A 19,353-nucleotide genomic window follows, 5' to 3' on the forward strand; every position below is an offset into this window, starting at 1 on the left:
ATCGCCGAATAGCAGCTAAAGAACGGGGCCGCCTCCTGCTTGGGCGGCCCCTAAGTTGGAGCGATCAAGGCGTATTTTCCGCCCCAATTCTCCCAAGAGGCATAGAGTTCCGCCTCTTGCACTTGGAAGGAAGAATTATCTGTTCATGGGGTCAATCGGCGGCGGAAAGGCAGCCGCCATCGCCTACACGCTTATCGAGACCGCCAAGATGAACGACGTCGACCCCGAAGCACGGCTCACATGGGTCCTCCAGCGTCTGCCTGATCACAAGATCAATCGCATCGACGAACTCATGCCGTGGAACTGGCAGCCCGTAAAGGCCTGAAACCGCAGCTCAACCGGACGCTTACGTGAACGGCGTTTTGTTTGACGGTCCGGCAGTCCGCGTCGGTGATCTTCACCCTTAGCCATCGAATATACGTTTCCGTGAAGTGGAGAGGCAGGAATGTTAGCGCAGCCCACGGCCGTTTGGGGGCGCTGAGATAACCACGGCGCTTATCGACCGTTAACTCCATGACAGCAGGATTATCGAACCTGTCGACGGGTAATGGCATCTGAAAGAACGAATGACCCCAATCGGGGCTTAGCGCGACGCCACTCTACCAATAGTTCCGGCGGTTAATGCCCTGACCCTGTCTGCGTAAAGAAGATTAATTTCATTAACTTACTTAGAAAATGGTATAAATTTAACATTAGTTAAACCTTTGTACGCTTAATACATAACATAAATCTTAAAGAGGAAGGCAGTAATGAAAATTATTTTCAATAGGAAAATATACGACACGGAAATGTCAAACGCAATCACCTTCGTTCGTCATTCTTCACAAAATAATATTTCTTGGTACCACGAAGTTCTTTATCGCTCCCAGAATGGTGCTTGGTTCACAGCGGGCGAGGGTGGACCGCTATCACACTATGGGATTGATTTGGGCGATGGAAATAAAGAGGGAAGTAGCAAACTCACCCCAATGTCATGCAACCAGGTTGTTGAATGGCTCGAGCGCCATGCAAAATATTCAGTGATTGAAGAATATTTCTATGATCAACTTGAAATCGCCTGATTTATAAATTTATGAATAGCACAAGATACCGCCTTGGTGAACTGGCCTCTTTTTTGACCGGACACCTAGGCAAATCAAAGCGCGTCAGGCAACGCCCAAAACCAAACCTCAATTAGCACAGATTGGCCCTGACAGGCCAAAGCATCCGGGCAACCACCAGCTCTGTGATAAGAGCGGTCGCCCGGATGGTGGCGCACGCTTATGCCGCAATTTCGCACGCCCAAAAGTGGCAACATTTTCCGCTGCCCTTTGGCCCACTTTTGCTCTGCCGTTGACATGTTGCCACGACATTTATGCCGTAGCTGTCCAGACACTTAGTCGCAAGGACGTCACATGAATTCGGTTCGAGGCAACAATCAGAGCGGCAAGGCACCGACGGCACCCCACGCCGGCCTCCCTGACCATTTCCGATCAGCAGACCGCATCCCTGAGGGGTTTGCTTGCCCGAAAGGGTGCAAAATGCTATTCTTAGTCATTATTATCTGCGCCTTTCTTCAATGATATCAGTTTCTGCCGGGATGAATTTCTCTCGGCTCTGAGACAAAAGGATCGTTTTCATGGGCTTGGAACTTGACGCCTATAAGGCGCGTACGGATCAGACAATCCTAAGATTACAAGCGCTTCAGGATGTGACGTTCCGCATTGGCACGCTGATATCCGCAGCCCAGTTTGGCGTCACGAAATACAAGACTGCGGATAAGACCGCAGAGAATATCGACGATTCCCTTTTCACGGTGAACAATCTTTTGACCGTCGCCGGGTTCGTTTCTCCGCTCAAAACGCCGGTGACGGCCCTCAAAACAGTGCTGAATCGCATCGAACCGGTGGTTGACAGGGTCGACGACAAATTTGACCAAATCAGCGGCAAGGATAATACTGCAACCCCAGAGACCGAAGCGGATGGCCAGTTTGTCGAGACGATCGAGACCGGGCTGACAGGTGCTGCGGTCACGTTCAGCATCGTGGCAGATTTGCTGACCCTGCGCGTGCGGCAACTTGAAATCGCCTCTGCCGCGACGGGAAGCTTTTCAGACGCGCTCGACGCGGCCACCCGTGGCTCCGAAGGCTGGAGCGGTAATTTCACGGCATTGAACGCGGCAGTCGAAGCACAAATGGCCGCGCGGAACGACCTGATCCAAGGTGTCCAGACCCTCTACACCAACGTCAAGGCCGAGGTGGACGCGTTTCTTGCTGTCTTGGTGGACATTGATTTTGAAAGCATTCTTGGCGAGCTTGTCGATCTTGAAGAAATCGGAAAGGTGTTTGATTTCCTCAAGGCCCCTCTCAGCGCCGCCGAGACCCTTCTCGCCCCCATTCAACCGCTGTTGAACGCGGTCGATTTTCTGGTTGGGCTGATCGTCAATCCGATCATTGATTTCGTCATCGAAACCCTGAACCTCGACAGCATCCTCGAAGCCACCGAAGCGGCGATTGATGCGCTTATTCCCTCGATCAACCTGTTGGATGCCTTCGAACAACTGATCCAGCCTCTTCAGGATTTCCTGCTGGAATACATCGTTGACGGGCTGGGCACGATCCCCTTGTTGGATACGGTCGAGGATGCCTTTTTTGGTGGCGTCGTGGGGAATGCCGATCAGGGGCCAACCGGCTGGGGCAATGATGTTGCGAACCTGCTCGCCGGAGACAGCGGCGATGACATCCTTGATGGTCTCGACGGAAGCGATACGATCTTGGGCGGCGGCGGCAATGACGTGCTTATCGCCGGGGCTGGCTCTGACCTGCTTGATGGGGGCGCGGGCAACGATCTGTTCTATTTCGGGGCAAGTTTCACCGAGTATGAATTGGCCCGCGATCCCGATACCGGCGATATCATCGTAAGCCATCTTGCACCGCAAACTGCGGTCAACACCGGCATCGACGTTCTTGTCGCCCTTCAGGATGGCGACCACGTGGTGTTTACGGATATCTCCTTTAGCGGGGCCGACCTTAATAATGCGCTCATCGGTGGTTCGGTCCTGAATGGTGACCGAAATGGGTTTGCCGAGGATGATCTTCTGTTTCTCAATTCATCGGGAACCCCGGTAAACGGATTTCATGTGGCGAATGGCCTTGGTGGCAATGATCGGATCTTTGGCTCGACCCTGAACGATCAGCTCAACGGCGGTTCGGGCGACGATGTGCTGGTGCCGGGGCGTGGCGACGACCAAGCCAATGGCGGCGCGGGCACAGATACGTTTCAGGTGCTCAGAGGGGCCAATTCCAGACTGACAGTCGATCTTATTGCGGGGACTTCGTTTGGGCAGGGGCAGGACACGCTGAGTTCGGTGGAAAATGTCATTGCCTCTCCGGATCAGGATCACAAGATCCGCGGCACCGATGGGGCAAACGTGATCTACACAGGCGATGGGATCGACGTGATCACGGGTCTGGACGGCAATGACACGATCGACGCTGGCGGCGAGGATGATTACATCATCGGTGGGCGCGGTGCGGATGTGATCAATGCTGGCGCAGGCAATACCGATGTGATGATTTCGGGCAGCGCGGCACAGGCTGGGATCAGCGATCACTATATAGGCGGCGACGGCTTTGACGTGGTGTCCTACACCAGCTCGTCGAATACGATCCGTTTCGATATCAATGATCAGACTGATGATCCGTCGATCCTTCAACAACTTCTCAGCTACATGGATGGGATTGAGGCCAGCGGCCCGGTGCGGATTGATGCGGGCACCGGTCGCATCAGCCGGTTTGACCTGGCGGGAAATCTGGTCACCACGGATACGACTGACGGTGTCGAAGGGTTCATGGGGTCGGATCTTGCCGATACGCTCTTTGGCGCGCCGACCGCCCGTCTGTTGCATGGTGCGGGCGGCGATGACGTGATCCACACAGGGGGCACGGAAAACATCGACGGCGGAGAAGGCGATGACCTCATCCTGATCGAAGAGGTTGAGGGCGGATCGACGGCACTTCAGGTCAAGGGGGGCAGTGGTTTTGACCGCTTGCAACTTGATGGTGTTGGTGATGCGCGTTGGTTCTACCGCGTGGAAAGCGCGATTTCCCTTACCCTGCGGGCCCATAAAACCACCGTTCAAGGCGAAGACCTGCGCAATGCTGGGGATGTTTTCTTTTCCCTGCGCCCCAGAGAGGTTGAGGAAATCTCGCTCGGTAATTTCGACGACCACGCCATCTATGCCCCGGGTGGCAGTGCGACGGCGTTCTTCTTCTTGCAAGACGGGAACGATCGGTTCGACGGGCAAAATGGCTTTGCCGATGTGCATGCCGGGCTTGGCAATGACATTGGCAATTTCAACACTGGTGGTGGCGGTATTTTCCGGGGTGGTGCGGGGGATGACTTTGCCGTGTTTGACGACGCCGGTAGGGACAATGCGGCGATCATGGGCGCGGATAACGATGTGGTCCGGATCGAGCGGTTTCGCGGCACTGCTGACGGTGGCACGGGCTATGACACGATTGCCTTCGATGTGAATTTCAACTCGCGGATCGTTGCCAATCTTGCAGCGGGCACGGTTGTTTCGTTCAATGGTCTGGTGGTCAACAACTCGGAACAGGTCGATATGACCTTGGAAAACTTCGAGGTGGTCATCGCGACAGAGTTCAACGACCTGATAGACGGCAGCAGCCGATCCGAGCAGATCCTCGGGCGTGGCGGCAATGACACGTTGCGCGGGGCAGAGGGCCGGGACAAGCTTTATGGCGGTGCGGGCAATGACACGCTCGAAGGTGGCGCTGACGAGGATTTGCTGCATGGCGGTCCCGGGAATGACCGTCTTGACGGGGGCGCAGGCAATGACACCGCGTCTTACACATGGGCCCGTCCCGGCGGTCTGGACGGCGCGATTATTGCGGATAGTTTCGGGGCTGTGACGGTCAATCTGGAAACCGGCAGCGCAACAGGTGCCTTTGGCACTGATGTTTTGATTTCCATAGAGAATGTGATCGGCACCGGCGCGGATGACCGTCTGATCGGCAATGCGCTGAACAACATGCTGTCGGGCGGTGCGGGCCATGACAGCCTTGAGGGCGGAGGTGGTGACGATATTCTCATCACGGGTGCTGGGGATGATACCGTCGTTGCAGGGGCAGGGGATGATACGGTCGTCGTTGGACTTGGCAGCAAGACCCTTGATGGGGGTTCTGGCTTTGACACGCTGGACTTTGGCACATCATCCGGCGCGATCAACCTGAACCTCGCCACCGGTATCTATAGCGGCACGCTGATTGACCGCGCCCCACGTTGGGTAGAGCTAGACCCGAATGGCGATGGCATCGCCGAGAGCGATGGCACCGAGGCCCGTATCTTTGGTGGTGTCGCCCTGACGCCTTTGGACGTGTTCGAGGCCAACCCGAGCCAAGCCAATAGCGCCGATGACCTGAGCAGGGTCTTGCCCACGCTGCAAGACAGCAGCTTTGCGGCGTTTCAGATCGCCTTGGTGGACGTTGCGGTTGCCACATCGGGCAGTTTTGCGGGGTTTGAACGCGTGATCGGCGGGGATGGGAACGACACCGTTTCGGGCACATCCGAAGGCGATCAAATCTTGGGTGGGGCCGGGCGTGACAGCCTTTCAGGTTTAGCCGGGAACGACGTGCTGAGCGGTGGAGAGGGCGATGATACGCTGAGCGCAGGGGCGGGTGATGATACGTTGGAGGGCGGCCTTGGCAATGACCGCCTTATTGGGGGCGCGGGCTTTGATGTGGCGGTGTTCACAATCGCCTCAACCGAGGTCAGGATATCTCAAGAGGGCACGTCTTTGTCGCTTGTCTCGTCCGAAGGCCGGGACACGGTCGATGGCATCGAGCAGTTCCGCTTTTCGGATGGCACGCTCACCCTTGCGCAAGTGTTAACCTTACCGCCCGCCGGACGGCTAGAGACAGGAACAGTGGGTGACGATACGATCATCGGCAGCTCTGGTGACGATACGTTGAGCGCACAGGGCGGCAACGACGCGATCAGTGGACTTGGCGGAAATGACGGCGTCTTTGGCGAAGATGGAAACGACACTCTGTCGGGGGGTGAGGGCAATGACACGCTCGCCGGTGCGGATGGTGACGACGACGTAAGCGGCGGCCCCGGTGATGACAGTATGGGCGGTGGGCTGGGCAATGATACGCTTCGCGGCGGTGAAGGCGATGACATCATCGGGGCCGGGTTCGGAGACGACTCCGTGTCCGGTGGCACTGGCAATGACGTGGTGGCTGGTGGCGCAGGAAATGACACCCTGTCCGGCGGCGATGGCAATGACAGCATGTCGGGCAGTTTCGGCAACGACCTGATTGACGCAGGCAACGGCGCGGATGACATCGGCGGCGGAACCGGGCGCGACACAATTGATGCCGGTGCGGGGGATGACCGCGTCGGCGGCGGTGAAGGTGATGACAGTATCCTTGGCGGCGAGGGCAATGATTTCCTTGCTGGTGGCGGCCGTAACGACACCATCAACGGCGGCGCGGGCAATGACACGATCAACGCAGGTGCAGGAAATGACGTGATCACCGGCGGAACCGGCGCAGATCAGTTCGTCTTTTCGTCCTTCTTCGACGGCGAGGCGGATGTCATCACAGATTTCGAAAATGGGATCGACAGCTTCCTGATCCGCCGCTTTGATCCTGATACTGGCGTCGAGAATATCAACAACGGTGGCAATGGGCTTGCCGGGTTCGTGGTGGCGATGAATATCGTCAATTCAGCCGCGGGCGCGCAGATGACGGTGAATGGCAACACGATCCTCGTCGAGGGGATCACCGCCGCGCAGCTTACCGTGGATGATTTCACCTTTATCTGAGCGCTGAAAAGCGGATTGGCCCAGACATTCACAAGCAAGTTCTTTGCGCTTGATGCAAGGCTCAACCTCGCGCGTGGCGTGACGTCTTGGATATGGGCAGGTCACGCGACGCTATGCGCCTCCGAGGGCATCTGATTGTTTCGCTTGGCTAATCCCGGTTAAACTACCGGCCATGGCATAAGATGATCGCGATGGATTTGCATATGCGTCTTGATGAACTCCATCACCGCACGCTCGCGCAGCATGGCGCGCACATCCCGGTGACAGGTCAGCCAATAGCTGCGCAGGATGGTGATCTCTGACGGCAGGACTGGCACCAGATCGTCATAATGCCGCGCGATATAGCAGGGCAGCACGCAGAGGCAGAGACCCGCCCGCACAGCCGCCAGTTGATTGAAGATCGAAGAGCTTTTGAACACTGGCCTGATCTTGGGGTGGACATCCCCCAGATAATCGAGACCGCGGGCAAAGATCATATCCTCGATATATCCGGCAAAGGGATGGTCGAGCAGATGATCGGGCGCGGTGATCGGGATGTGGTCGCCCAAATACTGGCGGGTGCCATAGACCCTGAGCGCGTAGTCCACGATCTTTTCGGAATGGTAGGGTGACGCCTTTGTCGGATCCAGTGTGACCGACAGATCAGCCTCGCGGCGCGACAGGGACATGACCTGCGGAAGTGTGATCAGCTCTAGCGCGATGTTGGGAAATTTGTCCATGAACCCCGGCAGCAGGCTTTCGCTGAAGAAGCTGGCGAAGCCTTCGGGCATGGCCACACGCAGCAGGCCCCGCTGCGCGCTGATGTCTCCGGTAAGATCCAGCAAAAGACGCTCTGCTTCTTCCTCCATGCGCTCGGCGGTTTCAACCAGCCGCCGCCCATTGCTGGTCAGTTCATAACCGCGTGGATTTCGTTCAAAGAGGCGCAGGTCAAGACCCGCCTCTAGCCGGTCTATCCGGCGGGAAACGGTCACATGGCTGGTTTGCAATTGCCGCGCTGCGCGCGAGAGCTGACCTTCGCGCGCGACTGCCAAAAAGAACTGCAGATCATCCCATGTCAGATGCGCCATACCGCCAGCCTGTTCATTTTCGTACAGATAGTGTATGAAATTAGATAAAAGTGAACTGTTGTGTCAAACTTTAAAACCTGTATCACTAGGGCACCGATGCGTCTGGGGAGGCGGTCGGGGACTAGAATTGAAATGATGACACAACCTTTGGGCGCCCGTTGAACGGGAGTTGCAGCCGAAGGTTGGTTTGGGAGGATACTCATGCGTAAACTGCTTACATCCGTGGCGGCCATCGGCCTTTTGGCCGCGCCTGCACTGGCACAGGTCAGCGACGACAAGGTCAAGATCGGCATCCTGAACGATCAGTCCGGCGTCTATGCGAACTTTGGCGGCCGCTATTCCTATGAAGCCGCCCTGATGGCGGTCGAGGATTTTGGTGGCACCGTTTTGGGCGCGCCGGTCGAAGTGACCACCGCCGACCACCAGAACAAGGCCGATATCGCCTCGAACATCGCGCGTCAGTGGTATGACACCGAGCAGGTCGACAGCATCATGGAGCTGACCACCTCTTCGGTCGCTCTTGCTGTTCAGGCGCTCTCGAAAGAGGCCAACAAGATCACCATCACAACTGGCGCTGCCACCACCGAACTGACCGGCGCTCAGTGTTCGCCTTACGGCTTTCATTGGGCTTATGACACCCACGCTCTGGCTGTGGGGACCGGCGGCGCACTGGTCGAGCAGGGCGGCGATACCTGGTATTTCCTGACTGCTGACTATGCCTTTGGCTATTCGCTGGAAGAGAACACCGGCAATTTCGTCAAGGCGAACGGCGGTGAAGTTGTCGGCGCAGTCCGCCACCCGCTGGCGTCTACAGATTTCTCGTCCTTCCTGCTTCAGGCGCAGGCTTCTGGTGCCAAGGTGATCGGTCTGGCGAATGCCGGGGCCGATACGCAGAACGCCATCAAGCAAGCTGCTGAATTCGGGATCGTGCAAGGGGGCCAGCGTCTCGCGGCGCTGTTGTTCACGCTGTCCGAGGTGAATGGTCTGGGTGCAGAGGCAGCACAGGGCCTGACCCTGACCGAGAGCTTCTACTGGAACCGCACCGACGCTTCGCGCGAATTCGGCAAGCGTTTCCTTGAGCGCACGCAGGCGATGCCCAATATGATCCATGCCGCGACCTATTCGGCCGTGACATCGTATCTCAAGGCGATTGAAGCTGCCGGTACGGATGAGACCGAAGCGGTCGCCGCCAAGCTGAAAGAACTGCCCGTGCAGGACCTTTTCGCTGAGAACGGTGTTGTCGCTGCGAACGGTCGCATGATCAAGGACGTCTACCTGATGGAAGTCAAAGCGCCCGATCAGATCACCGAGCCGTGGGATTACTATAACGTCCTCTCCACGATCCCCGGCGATGTGGCCTATATCAAACCTGCCGAGAGCGGTTGCCCGCTCGTGACGCAGTAAGGCATCGCAGGCTGATGACCGCACATCCTGTGAGCAAGCAGGACCAACCGCGGGTGGTACTTTCCGCCCGCGGTCTTGGTAAGGACTTCTCGGGTTTCACCGCTGTGAACAACGTCGATCTTGACGTGCAGCACGCGCGCATCCACGCGCTGATCGGCCCGAATGGCGCGGGCAAGACGACGGTGTTCAACCTGCTGACCAAGTTCCTGCAACCCACCCGGGGCAAGATCACCTTGCTTGGGGCGGATATAACGAAAATGAAGCCTGACCGTGTCGCCCGGATGGGCCTTGTCCGGTCTTTTCAGATTTCCGCCGTGTTCCCGCATCTGACGGTGCTGGAAAACGTGCGCGTTGCGCTGCAACGGCCCAATAATCTGGCAACCCAATTCTGGCTGCCGATGTCGGCACTGGACCGTCTGAATGCGCGGGCGGATGTTTTGATTGATGATCTGGGGCTACGCGAATACCGCGATACCCGCGCGTCTGATCTGTCTTATGGCCGCAAACGTGTGCTGGAAATCGCAACCACGCTGGCCCTTGACCCCGAAGTCCTGTTGCTGGACGAGCCGATGGCGGGGATGGGGCGCGAGGATGTGAAGCTTGTGGCGAATATCATACGCGATGTCGCGCAACACCGCGCCGTGCTGATGGTTGAACATAACCTGTCGGTTGTGGCCGACATTTGCCACCATGTCACCGTGCTGCAACGGGGCGAAATCATCGCTGAGGGCGATTACGATAGCGTCTCGAAAGACCCGGTCGTGCGCAGCGCGTATATGGGGAGCGAGGCATGAGCGAACCGCTTTTGAAGGTCACGGACCTGCATGCGTGGTATGGCGAAAGCCATATTCTGCATGGCGTCAACCTGCATGTGAACGAAGGCGAGACCATCTGTATTCTCGGCCGCAATGGCATGGGCAAGACCACGACGCTGCGCACCATCATGGGTATCTTGCGCAAGCGCACGGGCCAAATGCGGTTTGCCGGGCAGGATCTGATGACCATGCCCCTGCATCGCACAGCGCATACCGGATTGGGATTTGTCCCCGAAGAACGTGGGATATTCGCGACGCTGAACGTCGAGGAAAACCTTATGCTACCGCCAAAGGTGGCCGAAGGTGGCATGTCGGTCGAGGAGATCTTTCGCCTCTTCCCCAATCTCAAAGAGCGGCGCAACAGCCCCGGCACCAAACTCTCGGGTGGCGAACAGCAGATGTTGGCAATGGCCCGGATCCTGCGCACCGGCGCGCGCTGTCTGCTTTTGGACGAGCCGACAGAGGGCCTTGCCCCGGTCATCATCGACGCCATTGGCGAGGTGCTGACCGAACTCAAGAGCCGGGGTATGACGGTTGTGCTGGTCGAGCAGAATTTTCGCTTTGCCAGCCGGGTCGCGGACCGTTTTTACCTGATGGATCACGGACAGATGGCGATGGAATTCCCGGTGGGCGACCTTGAGGCGCGTCGTGAAGACCTGAACCAAGCTCTGGGAGTGTGAGATGATAACGATATTCGGAGTGCCCACAGCCGCCCTCTTTGGGCAGCTTCTGGTTGGGCTCATCAATGGCTCGTTCTACGCGCTGCTCAGCCTGGGCCTTGCGGTGATCTTTGGTCTCTTGCGGGTGATCAACTTTGCCCATGGGGCGCAATATATGCTGGGTGCCTTTGCGGCCTATCTGCTGTCGCTCTGGCTTGGTCTGGGCTATTGGTCGGCGCTGATCCTTGCCCCCGTGATCGTGGGCCTGTTGGGGGCTCTGGTCGAGCGTACGATGCTGTCGCGCCTTTACAAGCTGGATCACCTTTATGGCCTGCTCTTTACGTTTGGCCTTGCCCTGACGATCGAAGGCACGTTCCGCTATTTCTATGGGGCTGCGGGCCAGCCCTATGCAACCCCGGCGGCCCTTTCGGGTGGCGTGAACCTCGGGTTCATGTTCCTGCCGATCTATCGCGGCTGGGTCGTTGTCGCCTCGCTGATCGTCTGTATCGCTGTCTGGCTTTTGATAGAAAAGACAAAACTCGGCTCTTACCTGAGGGCCGCGACAGAGAATCCGACGCTTGTTCAGAGCTTTGGGGTCAATGTGCCGCTGTTGCTGACCTTCACCTATGGTCTGGGCGCGAGCCTTGCAGCTTTTGCCGGGGTTCTGGCGGCGCCCATCTATCAGGTCAGCCCGCTGATGGGATCCAACATCATCATCATCGTCTTTGCGGTCGTGGTTGTGGGCGGTATGGGGTCCATCCTGGGCGCAATTGTGACGGGCTATATGCTGGGCATCGCTGAGGGCTTGACCAAGGTCTTTTACCCCGAGGCTTCAAACATCGTGGTTTTCGTCATCATGGCGATTGTCCTTATCCTGCGTCCCGCAGGTCTGTTCGGAAAGGATGCGTGACATGGCAGGCAAATCTGAACCCGTTGCAAGCGAAACCATTGCCACCTTGCCCAATGCGGGGACGGTGCGGATCGTGCTGCTTTTGATTGCCTTGGCCTTTCTGCTGGTGGCTCCGTTTTATCTCTACCCGATCTTCGTGATGAAACTCCTGTGTTTCGCTCTCTTCGCAGCCGCCTTCAACCTGCTCTTGGGCTACACCGGGCTGCTCAGCTTTGGGCATTCCGCGTTTTTCGGCGGGGCTGCGTATTTCACCGCCCATGCGGTCAAGGAATGGGGCTGGTCGCCAGAGTTTGGCATCCTTTTGGGCGTTGTGGGGGCTGCGGTTCTGGGGCTGATTATGGGTGCCATCGCCATTCGCCGTCAGGGTATCTATTTCGCGATGATCACGCTTGCCCTCAGTCAGATGTTCTTTTTCTTCTGCTTGCAGGCGGGCTTTACCAAGGGTGAGGACGGTATCCAATCCGTACCACGCGGAGTGCTGTTTGGCTTCATCGACCTCTCAGAGGCCACCAACATGTATTACTTTGTGTTGGGTGTGTTCCTCTTGGGCATGTTGATCATCTGGCGGATCGTCAATTCACCGTTTGGCATGATCCTCAAGTCGATCCGCGAGAATGAGAGCCGCGCAACCTCGCTTGGCTATTCGGTGGCGCGTTACAAACTGGCGGCCTTTGTGATGTCAGCGGCATTAACCGGCCTTGCGGGTGGGATCAAGGCGCTGGTGTTTCAATTCGCCACGCTGACGGATGTCACATGGCAAATGTCGGGCGAAGTCATCCTGATGACCTTGCTGGGCGGCATCGGCACGCTGATCGGGCCGATCTTTGGCGCGGGCATTGTCGTCACCTTGCAGAACTATCTCGCCACCTCTGACTTTCCGGTGACGATCATCACGGGCGTCGTGTTCATGGTCTGCGTGCTGCTGTTCCGCCGGGGTCTTGTGGGTGAATTCTACGCCTCGCGTCTGGGGCGGCGTCTGGGATTCAATCCTGAAAACTGACCCATTGGCCGGGCTGCGTTGAACAGCCCGGCCCATTTCTGATCTAAGAACGACCGGTCATGTCCGGTTCGGTGACTCGTGTCGTCATGCGGCAGGGAATGGAGTAGGCGTATGGATCAATATGATTACATCGTGATCGGGGCGGGCAGTGCGGGCTGCGTGCTTGCCAACCGGCTATCGGCAGACCCGGCAACCCGTGTGCTCTTGCTCGAGGCAGGAGGGAGCGACAATTACCACTGGATTCACATCCCGGTCGGATACCTCTATTGTATCGACAATCCCCGCACCGACTGGCGGTTTCGCACTCAGCCAGAACCGGGGTTGAATGGCCGCTCGCTGCTCTATCCGCGCGGCAAAGTGTTGGGGGGCTGCTCTTCGATCAACGGCATGATCTACATGCGCGGTCAGGCGCGCGACTATGACCAATGGGCGCAGATGGGCTGCACCGGCTGGGGATGGGACGATGTGCTGCCGCTTTTTCGCTGCGCCGAGGATCATCACGCAGGTGACAGCGATTTGCACGGGGCAGGGGGCGAATGGCGGGTAGAAAAGACCCGCGTGCGTTGGCAGGTGCTGGATAGTTTCCTTGAGGCGGCCGAACAGGCGGGCATCCCGCGTACCGACGATTTCAATTCCGGCGATAATGAGGGCGGCGGCTATTTCGAGGTCAATCAACGGGCTGGCATTCGCTGGAACACGTCCAAGGCCTTTCTACGCCCGGCCAAGGCGCGCAAGAACCTGCATATTTTAACCGGCGCACAGGCTGAACGGCTGATCATTGCAGAGGGCGAGGTCAAGGGCGTGGTCTATCACCACGAGGGCCGCCGCATCACCGCCCACGCCGCCCGCGAAACCGTGCTATGCGCGGGCGCTATCGGCTCTCCGGCCTTGTTGGAGCTGTCGGGCATCGGTGATGGTGCGGTGCTGCAGAACGCAGGTATCGCGCCCGTGGTCGAGGTGCCGCAGGTGGGGGGTAATCTGCAGGACCATCTGCAATTGCGTCTTGTCTACAAGGTTCACGGAGTGCCGACCTTGAATGAAAAGGCCAGCAGCCTGCGCGGCAAGCTGGGGATCGGGTTGGAGTATCTTCTGTCCCGCTCGGGGCCAATGTCGATGGCTCCCAGCCAATTGGGTATCTTTACCCGATCAGGTCCGGAAAAAGAAACGCCAGACCTGCAATACCATGTGCAGCCCGTCAGCCTTGATAAGTTCGGCGATCCGGTACACCCCTTTCCCGCGATGACGGCCAGCGTCTGCAACCTGCGCCCCGAGAGCCGAGGCAGTGTGCATGTGACCGGCCCTGATTTCCGTGCTTCCCCCTCCATTCGCCCAAACTACCTGTCTGCAGAGGCAGACCGCGATGTCGCGGCCCGCGCCATCCAATTGACGCGCAGGATTGTCGCGCAACCCGCCTTCGCGCAGTATCACCCCGAGGAATATCGGCCTGGCCCCACGTATCAGAGCCGCGATGACCTAATCCGCGCCGCAGGTGAGATCGGCACCACGATCTTTCACCCGGTCGGCACCTGCCGGATGGGGGCGGATGAGGCGGCGGTGGTCGATCCACGCCTGCGGCTGAAACAGCTCAGGCGCCTGCGCATCGCCGACGCGTCGATCATGCCCACCATCACCTCTGGCAATACAAATTCGCCGACCGTGATGATCGCCGAAAAGGCAGCACAGATGATTCTCGAGGATGCCCGCGCCTGACATCACAAAGGGTGGGACGCCAGCCGCGCCACGCTCAAGGCAGCTTTGGCGCGCTAAGGCCTTGTGACCAGAAGGGCATTGACCGCCCTATGATGCGGGCCGCATAAGCAATCTGTGCTCCCTAACCTGTGACACGGCGGGGCACAGTCTGCGACTGCCATAGTATCTGGACCCAAGCATGATCTTGCCCCAACTTGCGATTGGAATGTTGGCGATTTCGGTCACTGTCGCCATTCATGCAGGGTTTATGGTGGTGGCGGCGCGGTTCGGGCGCAGGGCGTCGGGTATGCCAAAGAGAGCCGTGACCAAGGCCTTGGCCGTGATCTCTGTTGTGATGTGGTTCTTTCTGTCCATCTGCGCGCAGTGCTGGTTCTGGGCCATGTTGCTGATCGGATTGGGCGCTCTTGGCGGTGTCGAAGAGGCGCTTTATTTCACAACCGTCACATTCACCACGCTTGGCTATGGCGATATGGTTCTGGGACCGGATTGGCGATTGCTTGGTGCCTTTGCGGCGACCAATGGCACGATTATCGTTGGTTGGACGACGGCAATGATCTTTGTTGCGGTCCAGCGGGTCTATGGCACCGCAGGCCGGTGACGACTGCGTCGCTGGTCGGCAAAGATCGTTGCATAGAGGCAAGGCACGACAAAAAGGGTCAAGAGCGTGCCCACGCCCAGACCGAACATCATCACGATGGTCATGCCGCGCCATAGTTCCCCACCAAAGAGATGCAGCGGCAGCAGTCCGAGGATGGTGGTGAGCGTTGTCATCACGATAGGGCGCAGGCGCGCCGCACAGGCCGTGACCAATGCTTGCCCAAGGTCATCATTGTGGGCCCGCTCGGCATCTATGCGCTCGATCAGGACAATGCCGTTATTGATGATGATCCCCGCAAGTGACAGCACGCCAAGAAGCGCATTGAAATCCAAGGTTCCCTTCATCAGCAACATGCCGGGGGCCACCCCCACCAGCACGAGCGGAATCGTGGCAAAGATGATCGCCGGGCGGCGGAAGCTGTCGAACTGCCAGATCAACAATAAAACGATGCCCAGCAGGCACTGTGGCAGTGTCGCAAAAAGCGCGGCATTGGCGTCCGCCTTTGCGACGACTTCGCCATCGGGCTCCCAGCGGATGCCCTGTGGCAGGTCCAGCGCCTCAAGCCTTGGCGCGACCTCGGCGAGCAACTCTGCGGCGGATAGGCCGGGGCGCAGGGCCGAGATGGTCAGGGCGCGCTCTTGTTGCACACGTCGGATCACCCAAGGCTGCAACTCTCCGCCGTAGTCGGCGATCTGCATGAGGGGCACCGCCAAGCCATCCCCTGACAACACCGTCACATCGGCGAGCGCATCCAGACTGTTGCGCGCCTCTTGTTCGGCGCGGATCACCACTGGAATTACACGGTCGCCTTCGCGGTAATCCGTCACATGCGCCCCGTCAAAACGCGCCGCAAGGGTGCGGGCAACGGCCGATGGTGCGACGCCCGCGCGCCGGGCACGCGCCTCGTCGATCAGGACCGTCAGTTGCAGAACGGGATTGGCCCAGTCACCACGGATCTGCCGCGTGCCGTCCATGTCGCGAAAGACCCCCTCGACCACCCGACCCGTCGAGAACAAGGCGTCGGCATCGCCGCCGATAAGGCGTATTTCGACCGTTCCGGGCGGTGTTTTTCCAAGGAATAGCAGCTCTGTCCAGCCACGCGCTTCGGGTAGATTGGCGGCCATCCAGTTCTCGACACGTTCACGCACGACAGACACGGACGTGGCATCAGCAAGGTTCACAACGGCAAAGGCAATATGTGGCGCAGGGTCTAGGGGGGAGAGCGCGAGAAAGAAGCGTGGTCCGCCGGCCCCCACATAGACCACATTGCCAACGATTTCGGGGTTGGCGGTGGTGTCGCCAAGAAAGCCTGCGAGACGGCGTGCGACACGCGCGGTTTCGTCTTCGGAGATGCCAGCGGGCAATTCAAGGCTCAGCACGAATTGTGCCCGCTCCGAGGGGGGCAAAAGGCCGGTGGGCACACGGCCTAGCGCCGCAAGCGCCACGGCAAAGGCGAAAAGCGTGGCAAGAAGCACAAGTGCCCGCGCCCCCAAGGCCCGGCGCAGCGCCGCCTGATAAAGCCGCGCACCGCGACCCGGCGCCGTTTCTGTTGGGCCCTGCGTGGATCGCAAAAAGCGCACGCATAAAAGGGGCGTGACCGTCACCGACAAAAGCCAGCTTGCCATCAATGTCAGTGCCAGCACTTGTGCCAAGGCGCGCAGGAATTCGCCCGTCGCGTCGCTGGCCAGCATCAAAGGAAGAAAGGCAAGGATCGTGGTCAATGACGAGGTCAAAAGCGGAATCGCGAGCGTGCGGCTGGCCTCGAGCGCGGCGTCGCGCGGTGTGGTGCCGCCGTCGATGCGCCGTTTTATATCCTCGGCCATGACCACGCCGTTATCCACCAAAAGGCCAAGCGCGATGATCACCGCCGCAATCGAAATGCGGTGCAGCGGAATACCCCAAAGCGCCATGCCCACCAGCGCCAGCACGATACTGAGCGGCACGATTGCCCCGACGATCAGCCCGGCGCGCATCCCCAGAAAGAGGATCACCACCGCCATCACAGTGGCGATGGTTTGCAACAGGTTCTCAGTTGCATCGGCAACAGAGGCCGCCACAATGGGCGGCTGATGGGTCACAAGATCCAGGGAAAGGCCAAGGGGCAGGGCGCTGCGCAGGTCTGTGAGCGCGGCATCAAGGCCCGCACCGAAGGTTTGGATTGCGCCACCTTCCACCATCGAGACCCCAAGCGTCACCGCCGGATTGCCGTTGAAGAACACCGGATTGCGCACCGGCTCGATATAGCCGCGCGAAATCTGCGCAAGGTCGCGCAAGACTGTGGTGCCGCCTGAAGGCAGAGGCACTGGCACGTCACCAATGGCGCGCCAATCCTCAAAGGCCCCATCGGTGCTCAGCGCATAGCGAAACCCTGCCTCGGTCTGAAGCGCGCCCGCCGAAAGGATGAGGTTCTGATCTGCTACAGCATCGAGCATTCGCTCAACCGTTAGTCCGGCCTGATCGAGACGGGCGCGGTCGAACTCGATCCAGATCCGCTCGTCCTGCACGCCGTAAAGGTCAATGCGCCCAATCAGGGGCACCGTCGCCAGACGATCACGCAGCCAGCGGGCCGTTGCGCGTAATTCAGCTGCAGAGAAATCCGCACCATGCAGCGCGAGCGTGGTCACGGCCACGCGCCCATAGTCATCATTGACCAGTGGGCCCACCGTCCCCTCTGGCAAAGAGGGGGCGAGATCGTCCATCCGGTTGCGCAGCGTGGTCCAGACCGGCTTGACCAGCGTCACCTCAGATCGCAGCTCGACCTTGACGGTCGCAAAGCCGGTCTGTGCGGCACTCTCGATGGTGTCGACCTCGGCAATCTGGCGCGCGGCCTCTTCGATCGGTTTGACCAAAACCTGTTCGACGCGCTCTGCTGACATACCGGGAAAGCGGGCCGTCACCACCGCGGTGCGAATGGTGATTTCTGGGTCTTCTTGGCTGGGATGGGTGAAATAGGTCATCACCCCGGTCACAACCAGCACCAGCGTCACCGCAAGCACCAGCCGCCAGCGATCCAGCGCGGCGCGGGTCAAGCCTGTCATTCCGGCAGGCTCCAGAGGCGCACGGGTTCACCATCGCTCAAAAGAGCAACTCCGGCGGTCACGACGTGTTCGCCGGGCGATAGCCCCTCTGTCACCAGCAGGTCAGTGCCGACCACCCCGTCGATGCGCACTTGGCGCGCCCGCACGGTGCCGGTGGCCTCGTCAAAGACGTAGACGGTTGCGCTGTCGCCCGCTGTCGGTTCGGATCGCGTGTCTGCAAAGATCAGTGCGGACAAGGGTATGTCGATGGCACCGGCAGCGCGCGGCAGCGTGAATGAGACGGCCGCCGAAAACCCGGTCTTTGCGCCTTCGGGCGGATCAGCCAGTCGCGCCTTGACGCGGTAAGCGACACCCGCCTCTGCGTCAGCGGCGATTTCTGTCACTTCGGCGGCAAAGCTTTGGTCGGGGAAAGCGGGTAGCCGCACTGCGACCGGCGTTCCCGGCGCAATCACGGCCAAGAGCGCCTCGGGGGCGAGCACCTCGGCCTGAAGCGCCGCCGTCACGGCAACCTCATAGACAGGCTGGCCCGCTGCAAGCTCCTCGAACCGATTGGCCAGCAGGGCCGTCACCACGCCCTCGCGTGGGGCGCGCAGCGTGATGCGGTCCAGCCGGTCGCGCGCGGCGGCAAGGTCTGTCTCTGCCACACGGCGGTCGGCCAAGGCGGCGGAAAGATCCGCTGAGATGCGTTCAAACCCGGCGCGTGCGACAAGGCCGCGCTCAAAGAGCGTGCGCTGTCGCTGAAATTCGGCGTCCGTGGCATCAAGGCGCGCAAGCGCTGCCGCCAGTTTTGCCTCAGCAGCCGTGATTTCCCGCTCGATGTCGGCGGGATCAAGGCGGGCGACCGCTTCTCCTTGGGTCATCCGATCGCCCGCGCGCAGCGGCACGTCGATCAACCTACCCGCCACGGGAAAGGCAAGGCGCATCGTCTCGGCTGCGGTCAGCACGCCGGGTAGGGTGCGATACGCGTCCTCGCCCCCTTGGGCGACGATCATGGTGCGGACAGCGCGTGGCGGCTTGGGGTCTGCTGGGCCTTCATCATCGTCGCAGGTCGTCAACGAGAAAGCGGCCAAGAAAACCATCAGGCGGAGGCTCATTGCCGGGTCTCCGTCACGGGGCCAAAGTGGAAAGGGCGCAAGCCTTGCACCGGCAAGGCCCATCGCGGAAAGCGCGCGTGGCGGAATAAGAGGCTCTGGAAGGCATTGCAGGCGCTCGCGTTTGGGACAGTGTCAAAAATGCTATGTGCCCTTTGAATTTAGAGCAAGCGATGAGGCGCTCGAAATGGTCAGCCACCCCGGGCGCATCGCGGCTCTATTCCCTCAACAT

The 19,353-nt window shown here is 59.2% G+C and carries 12 protein-coding genes and 1 pseudogene; 10 read left to right on the top strand and 3 right to left on the bottom strand.

Features of this window, described 5'->3' with window-relative positions; all coding sequences use genetic code 11:
• Positions 1 to 115: 115 nt before the first annotated feature.
• From GC127_RS21465 to GC127_RS21475, 3 genes and pseudogenes are all read left to right on the top strand, one after another.
• A pseudogene (locus GC127_RS21465) lies at positions 116 to 325 on the top strand (transposase domain-containing protein); the annotation flags it as partial.
• A 424-nt stretch (positions 326 to 749) separates the two neighbouring features.
• Complete coding sequence (locus GC127_RS21470) at positions 750 to 1,061, top strand: hypothetical protein (RefSeq protein WP_151979541.1); 312 nt, start codon at positions 750 to 752, stop codon at positions 1,059 to 1,061.
• Between the two features lie 557 nt (positions 1,062 to 1,618).
• Positions 1,619 to 6,829: a calcium-binding protein gene (locus tag GC127_RS21475; RefSeq protein ID WP_151979542.1), complete on the top strand. Its 5,211-nt coding sequence runs from the start codon at positions 1,619 to 1,621 to the stop codon at positions 6,827 to 6,829.
• Positions 6,830 to 6,987: 158 nt separating this feature from the next.
• On the opposite strand, the gene GC127_RS21480 is transcribed toward GC127_RS21475, so the two are convergent.
• Positions 6,988 to 7,896, bottom strand: a complete 909-nt coding sequence (locus GC127_RS21480) for a LysR family transcriptional regulator (RefSeq protein WP_151979543.1) — start codon at positions 7,894 to 7,896, stop codon at positions 6,988 to 6,990.
• A 201-nt stretch (positions 7,897 to 8,097) separates the two neighbouring features.
• On the opposite strand from GC127_RS21480, the gene GC127_RS21485 reads away from it, so the two are divergent.
• The 7 genes from GC127_RS21485 (at position 8,098) to GC127_RS21515 (ending at position 14,992) form a co-directional block, all read left to right on the top strand.
• Positions 8,098 to 9,300: an ABC transporter substrate-binding protein gene (locus tag GC127_RS21485; RefSeq protein WP_008283024.1), complete on the top strand. Its 1,203-nt coding sequence runs from the start codon at positions 8,098 to 8,100 to the stop codon at positions 9,298 to 9,300.
• Between the two features lie 14 nt (positions 9,301 to 9,314).
• Positions 9,315 to 10,094 carry an ABC transporter ATP-binding protein gene (locus tag GC127_RS21490; RefSeq protein ID WP_008283023.1) on the top strand — a complete coding sequence of 260 codons (780 nt, stop codon included), beginning with the start codon at positions 9,315 to 9,317 and terminating at the stop codon, positions 10,092 to 10,094.
• Positions 10,091 to 10,795, top strand: a complete 705-nt coding sequence (locus GC127_RS21495) for an ABC transporter ATP-binding protein (RefSeq protein WP_008283022.1) — start codon at positions 10,091 to 10,093, stop codon at positions 10,793 to 10,795. Before GC127_RS21490 ends, GC127_RS21495 begins: the two co-directional genes overlap by 4 nt.
• Before the next feature lies 1 nt (position 10,796).
• Positions 10,797 to 11,684 carry a branched-chain amino acid ABC transporter permease gene (locus GC127_RS21500; RefSeq protein WP_008283020.1) on the top strand — a complete coding sequence of 296 codons (888 nt, stop codon included), beginning with the start codon at positions 10,797 to 10,799 and terminating at the stop codon, positions 11,682 to 11,684.
• 1 nt (position 11,685) lies between these two features.
• Positions 11,686 to 12,684, top strand: a complete 999-nt coding sequence (locus GC127_RS21505) for a branched-chain amino acid ABC transporter permease (RefSeq protein ID WP_037298817.1) — start codon at positions 11,686 to 11,688, stop codon at positions 12,682 to 12,684.
• Between the two features lie 111 nt (positions 12,685 to 12,795).
• A complete protein-coding gene (locus GC127_RS21510) occupies positions 12,796 to 14,394 on the top strand; it encodes a GMC family oxidoreductase (protein WP_151979544.1) in 1,599 nt (532 codons plus the stop codon).
• Between the two features lie 178 nt (positions 14,395 to 14,572).
• A complete protein-coding gene (locus GC127_RS21515) occupies positions 14,573 to 14,992 on the top strand; it encodes an ion channel (protein WP_081506310.1) in 420 nt (139 codons plus the stop codon).
• Here GC127_RS21515 and GC127_RS21520 read toward each other — a convergent pair.
• Together GC127_RS21520 and GC127_RS21525 are read right to left on the bottom strand one after the other, a co-directional pair.
• Complete coding sequence (locus GC127_RS21520) at positions 14,971 to 18,030, bottom strand: efflux RND transporter permease subunit (RefSeq protein ID WP_151979545.1); 3,060 nt, start codon at positions 18,028 to 18,030, stop codon at positions 14,971 to 14,973. The genes GC127_RS21515 and GC127_RS21520 overlap by 22 nt on opposite strands.
• Positions 18,027 to 19,124 (bottom strand): efflux RND transporter periplasmic adaptor subunit, encoded by a 1,098-nt coding sequence (locus tag GC127_RS21525; RefSeq protein WP_008283015.1) that lies wholly within the window; start codon positions 19,122 to 19,124, stop codon positions 18,027 to 18,029. The genes GC127_RS21520 and GC127_RS21525 overlap by 4 nt, the downstream gene beginning before the upstream one ends.
• Between the last annotated feature and the right edge of the window lie 229 nt (positions 19,125 to 19,353).

Source organism: Roseovarius sp. EC-HK134 (assembly GCF_902498815.1).
GTDB lineage: Bacteria > Pseudomonadota > Alphaproteobacteria > Rhodobacterales > Rhodobacteraceae > Roseovarius > Roseovarius mucosus_A.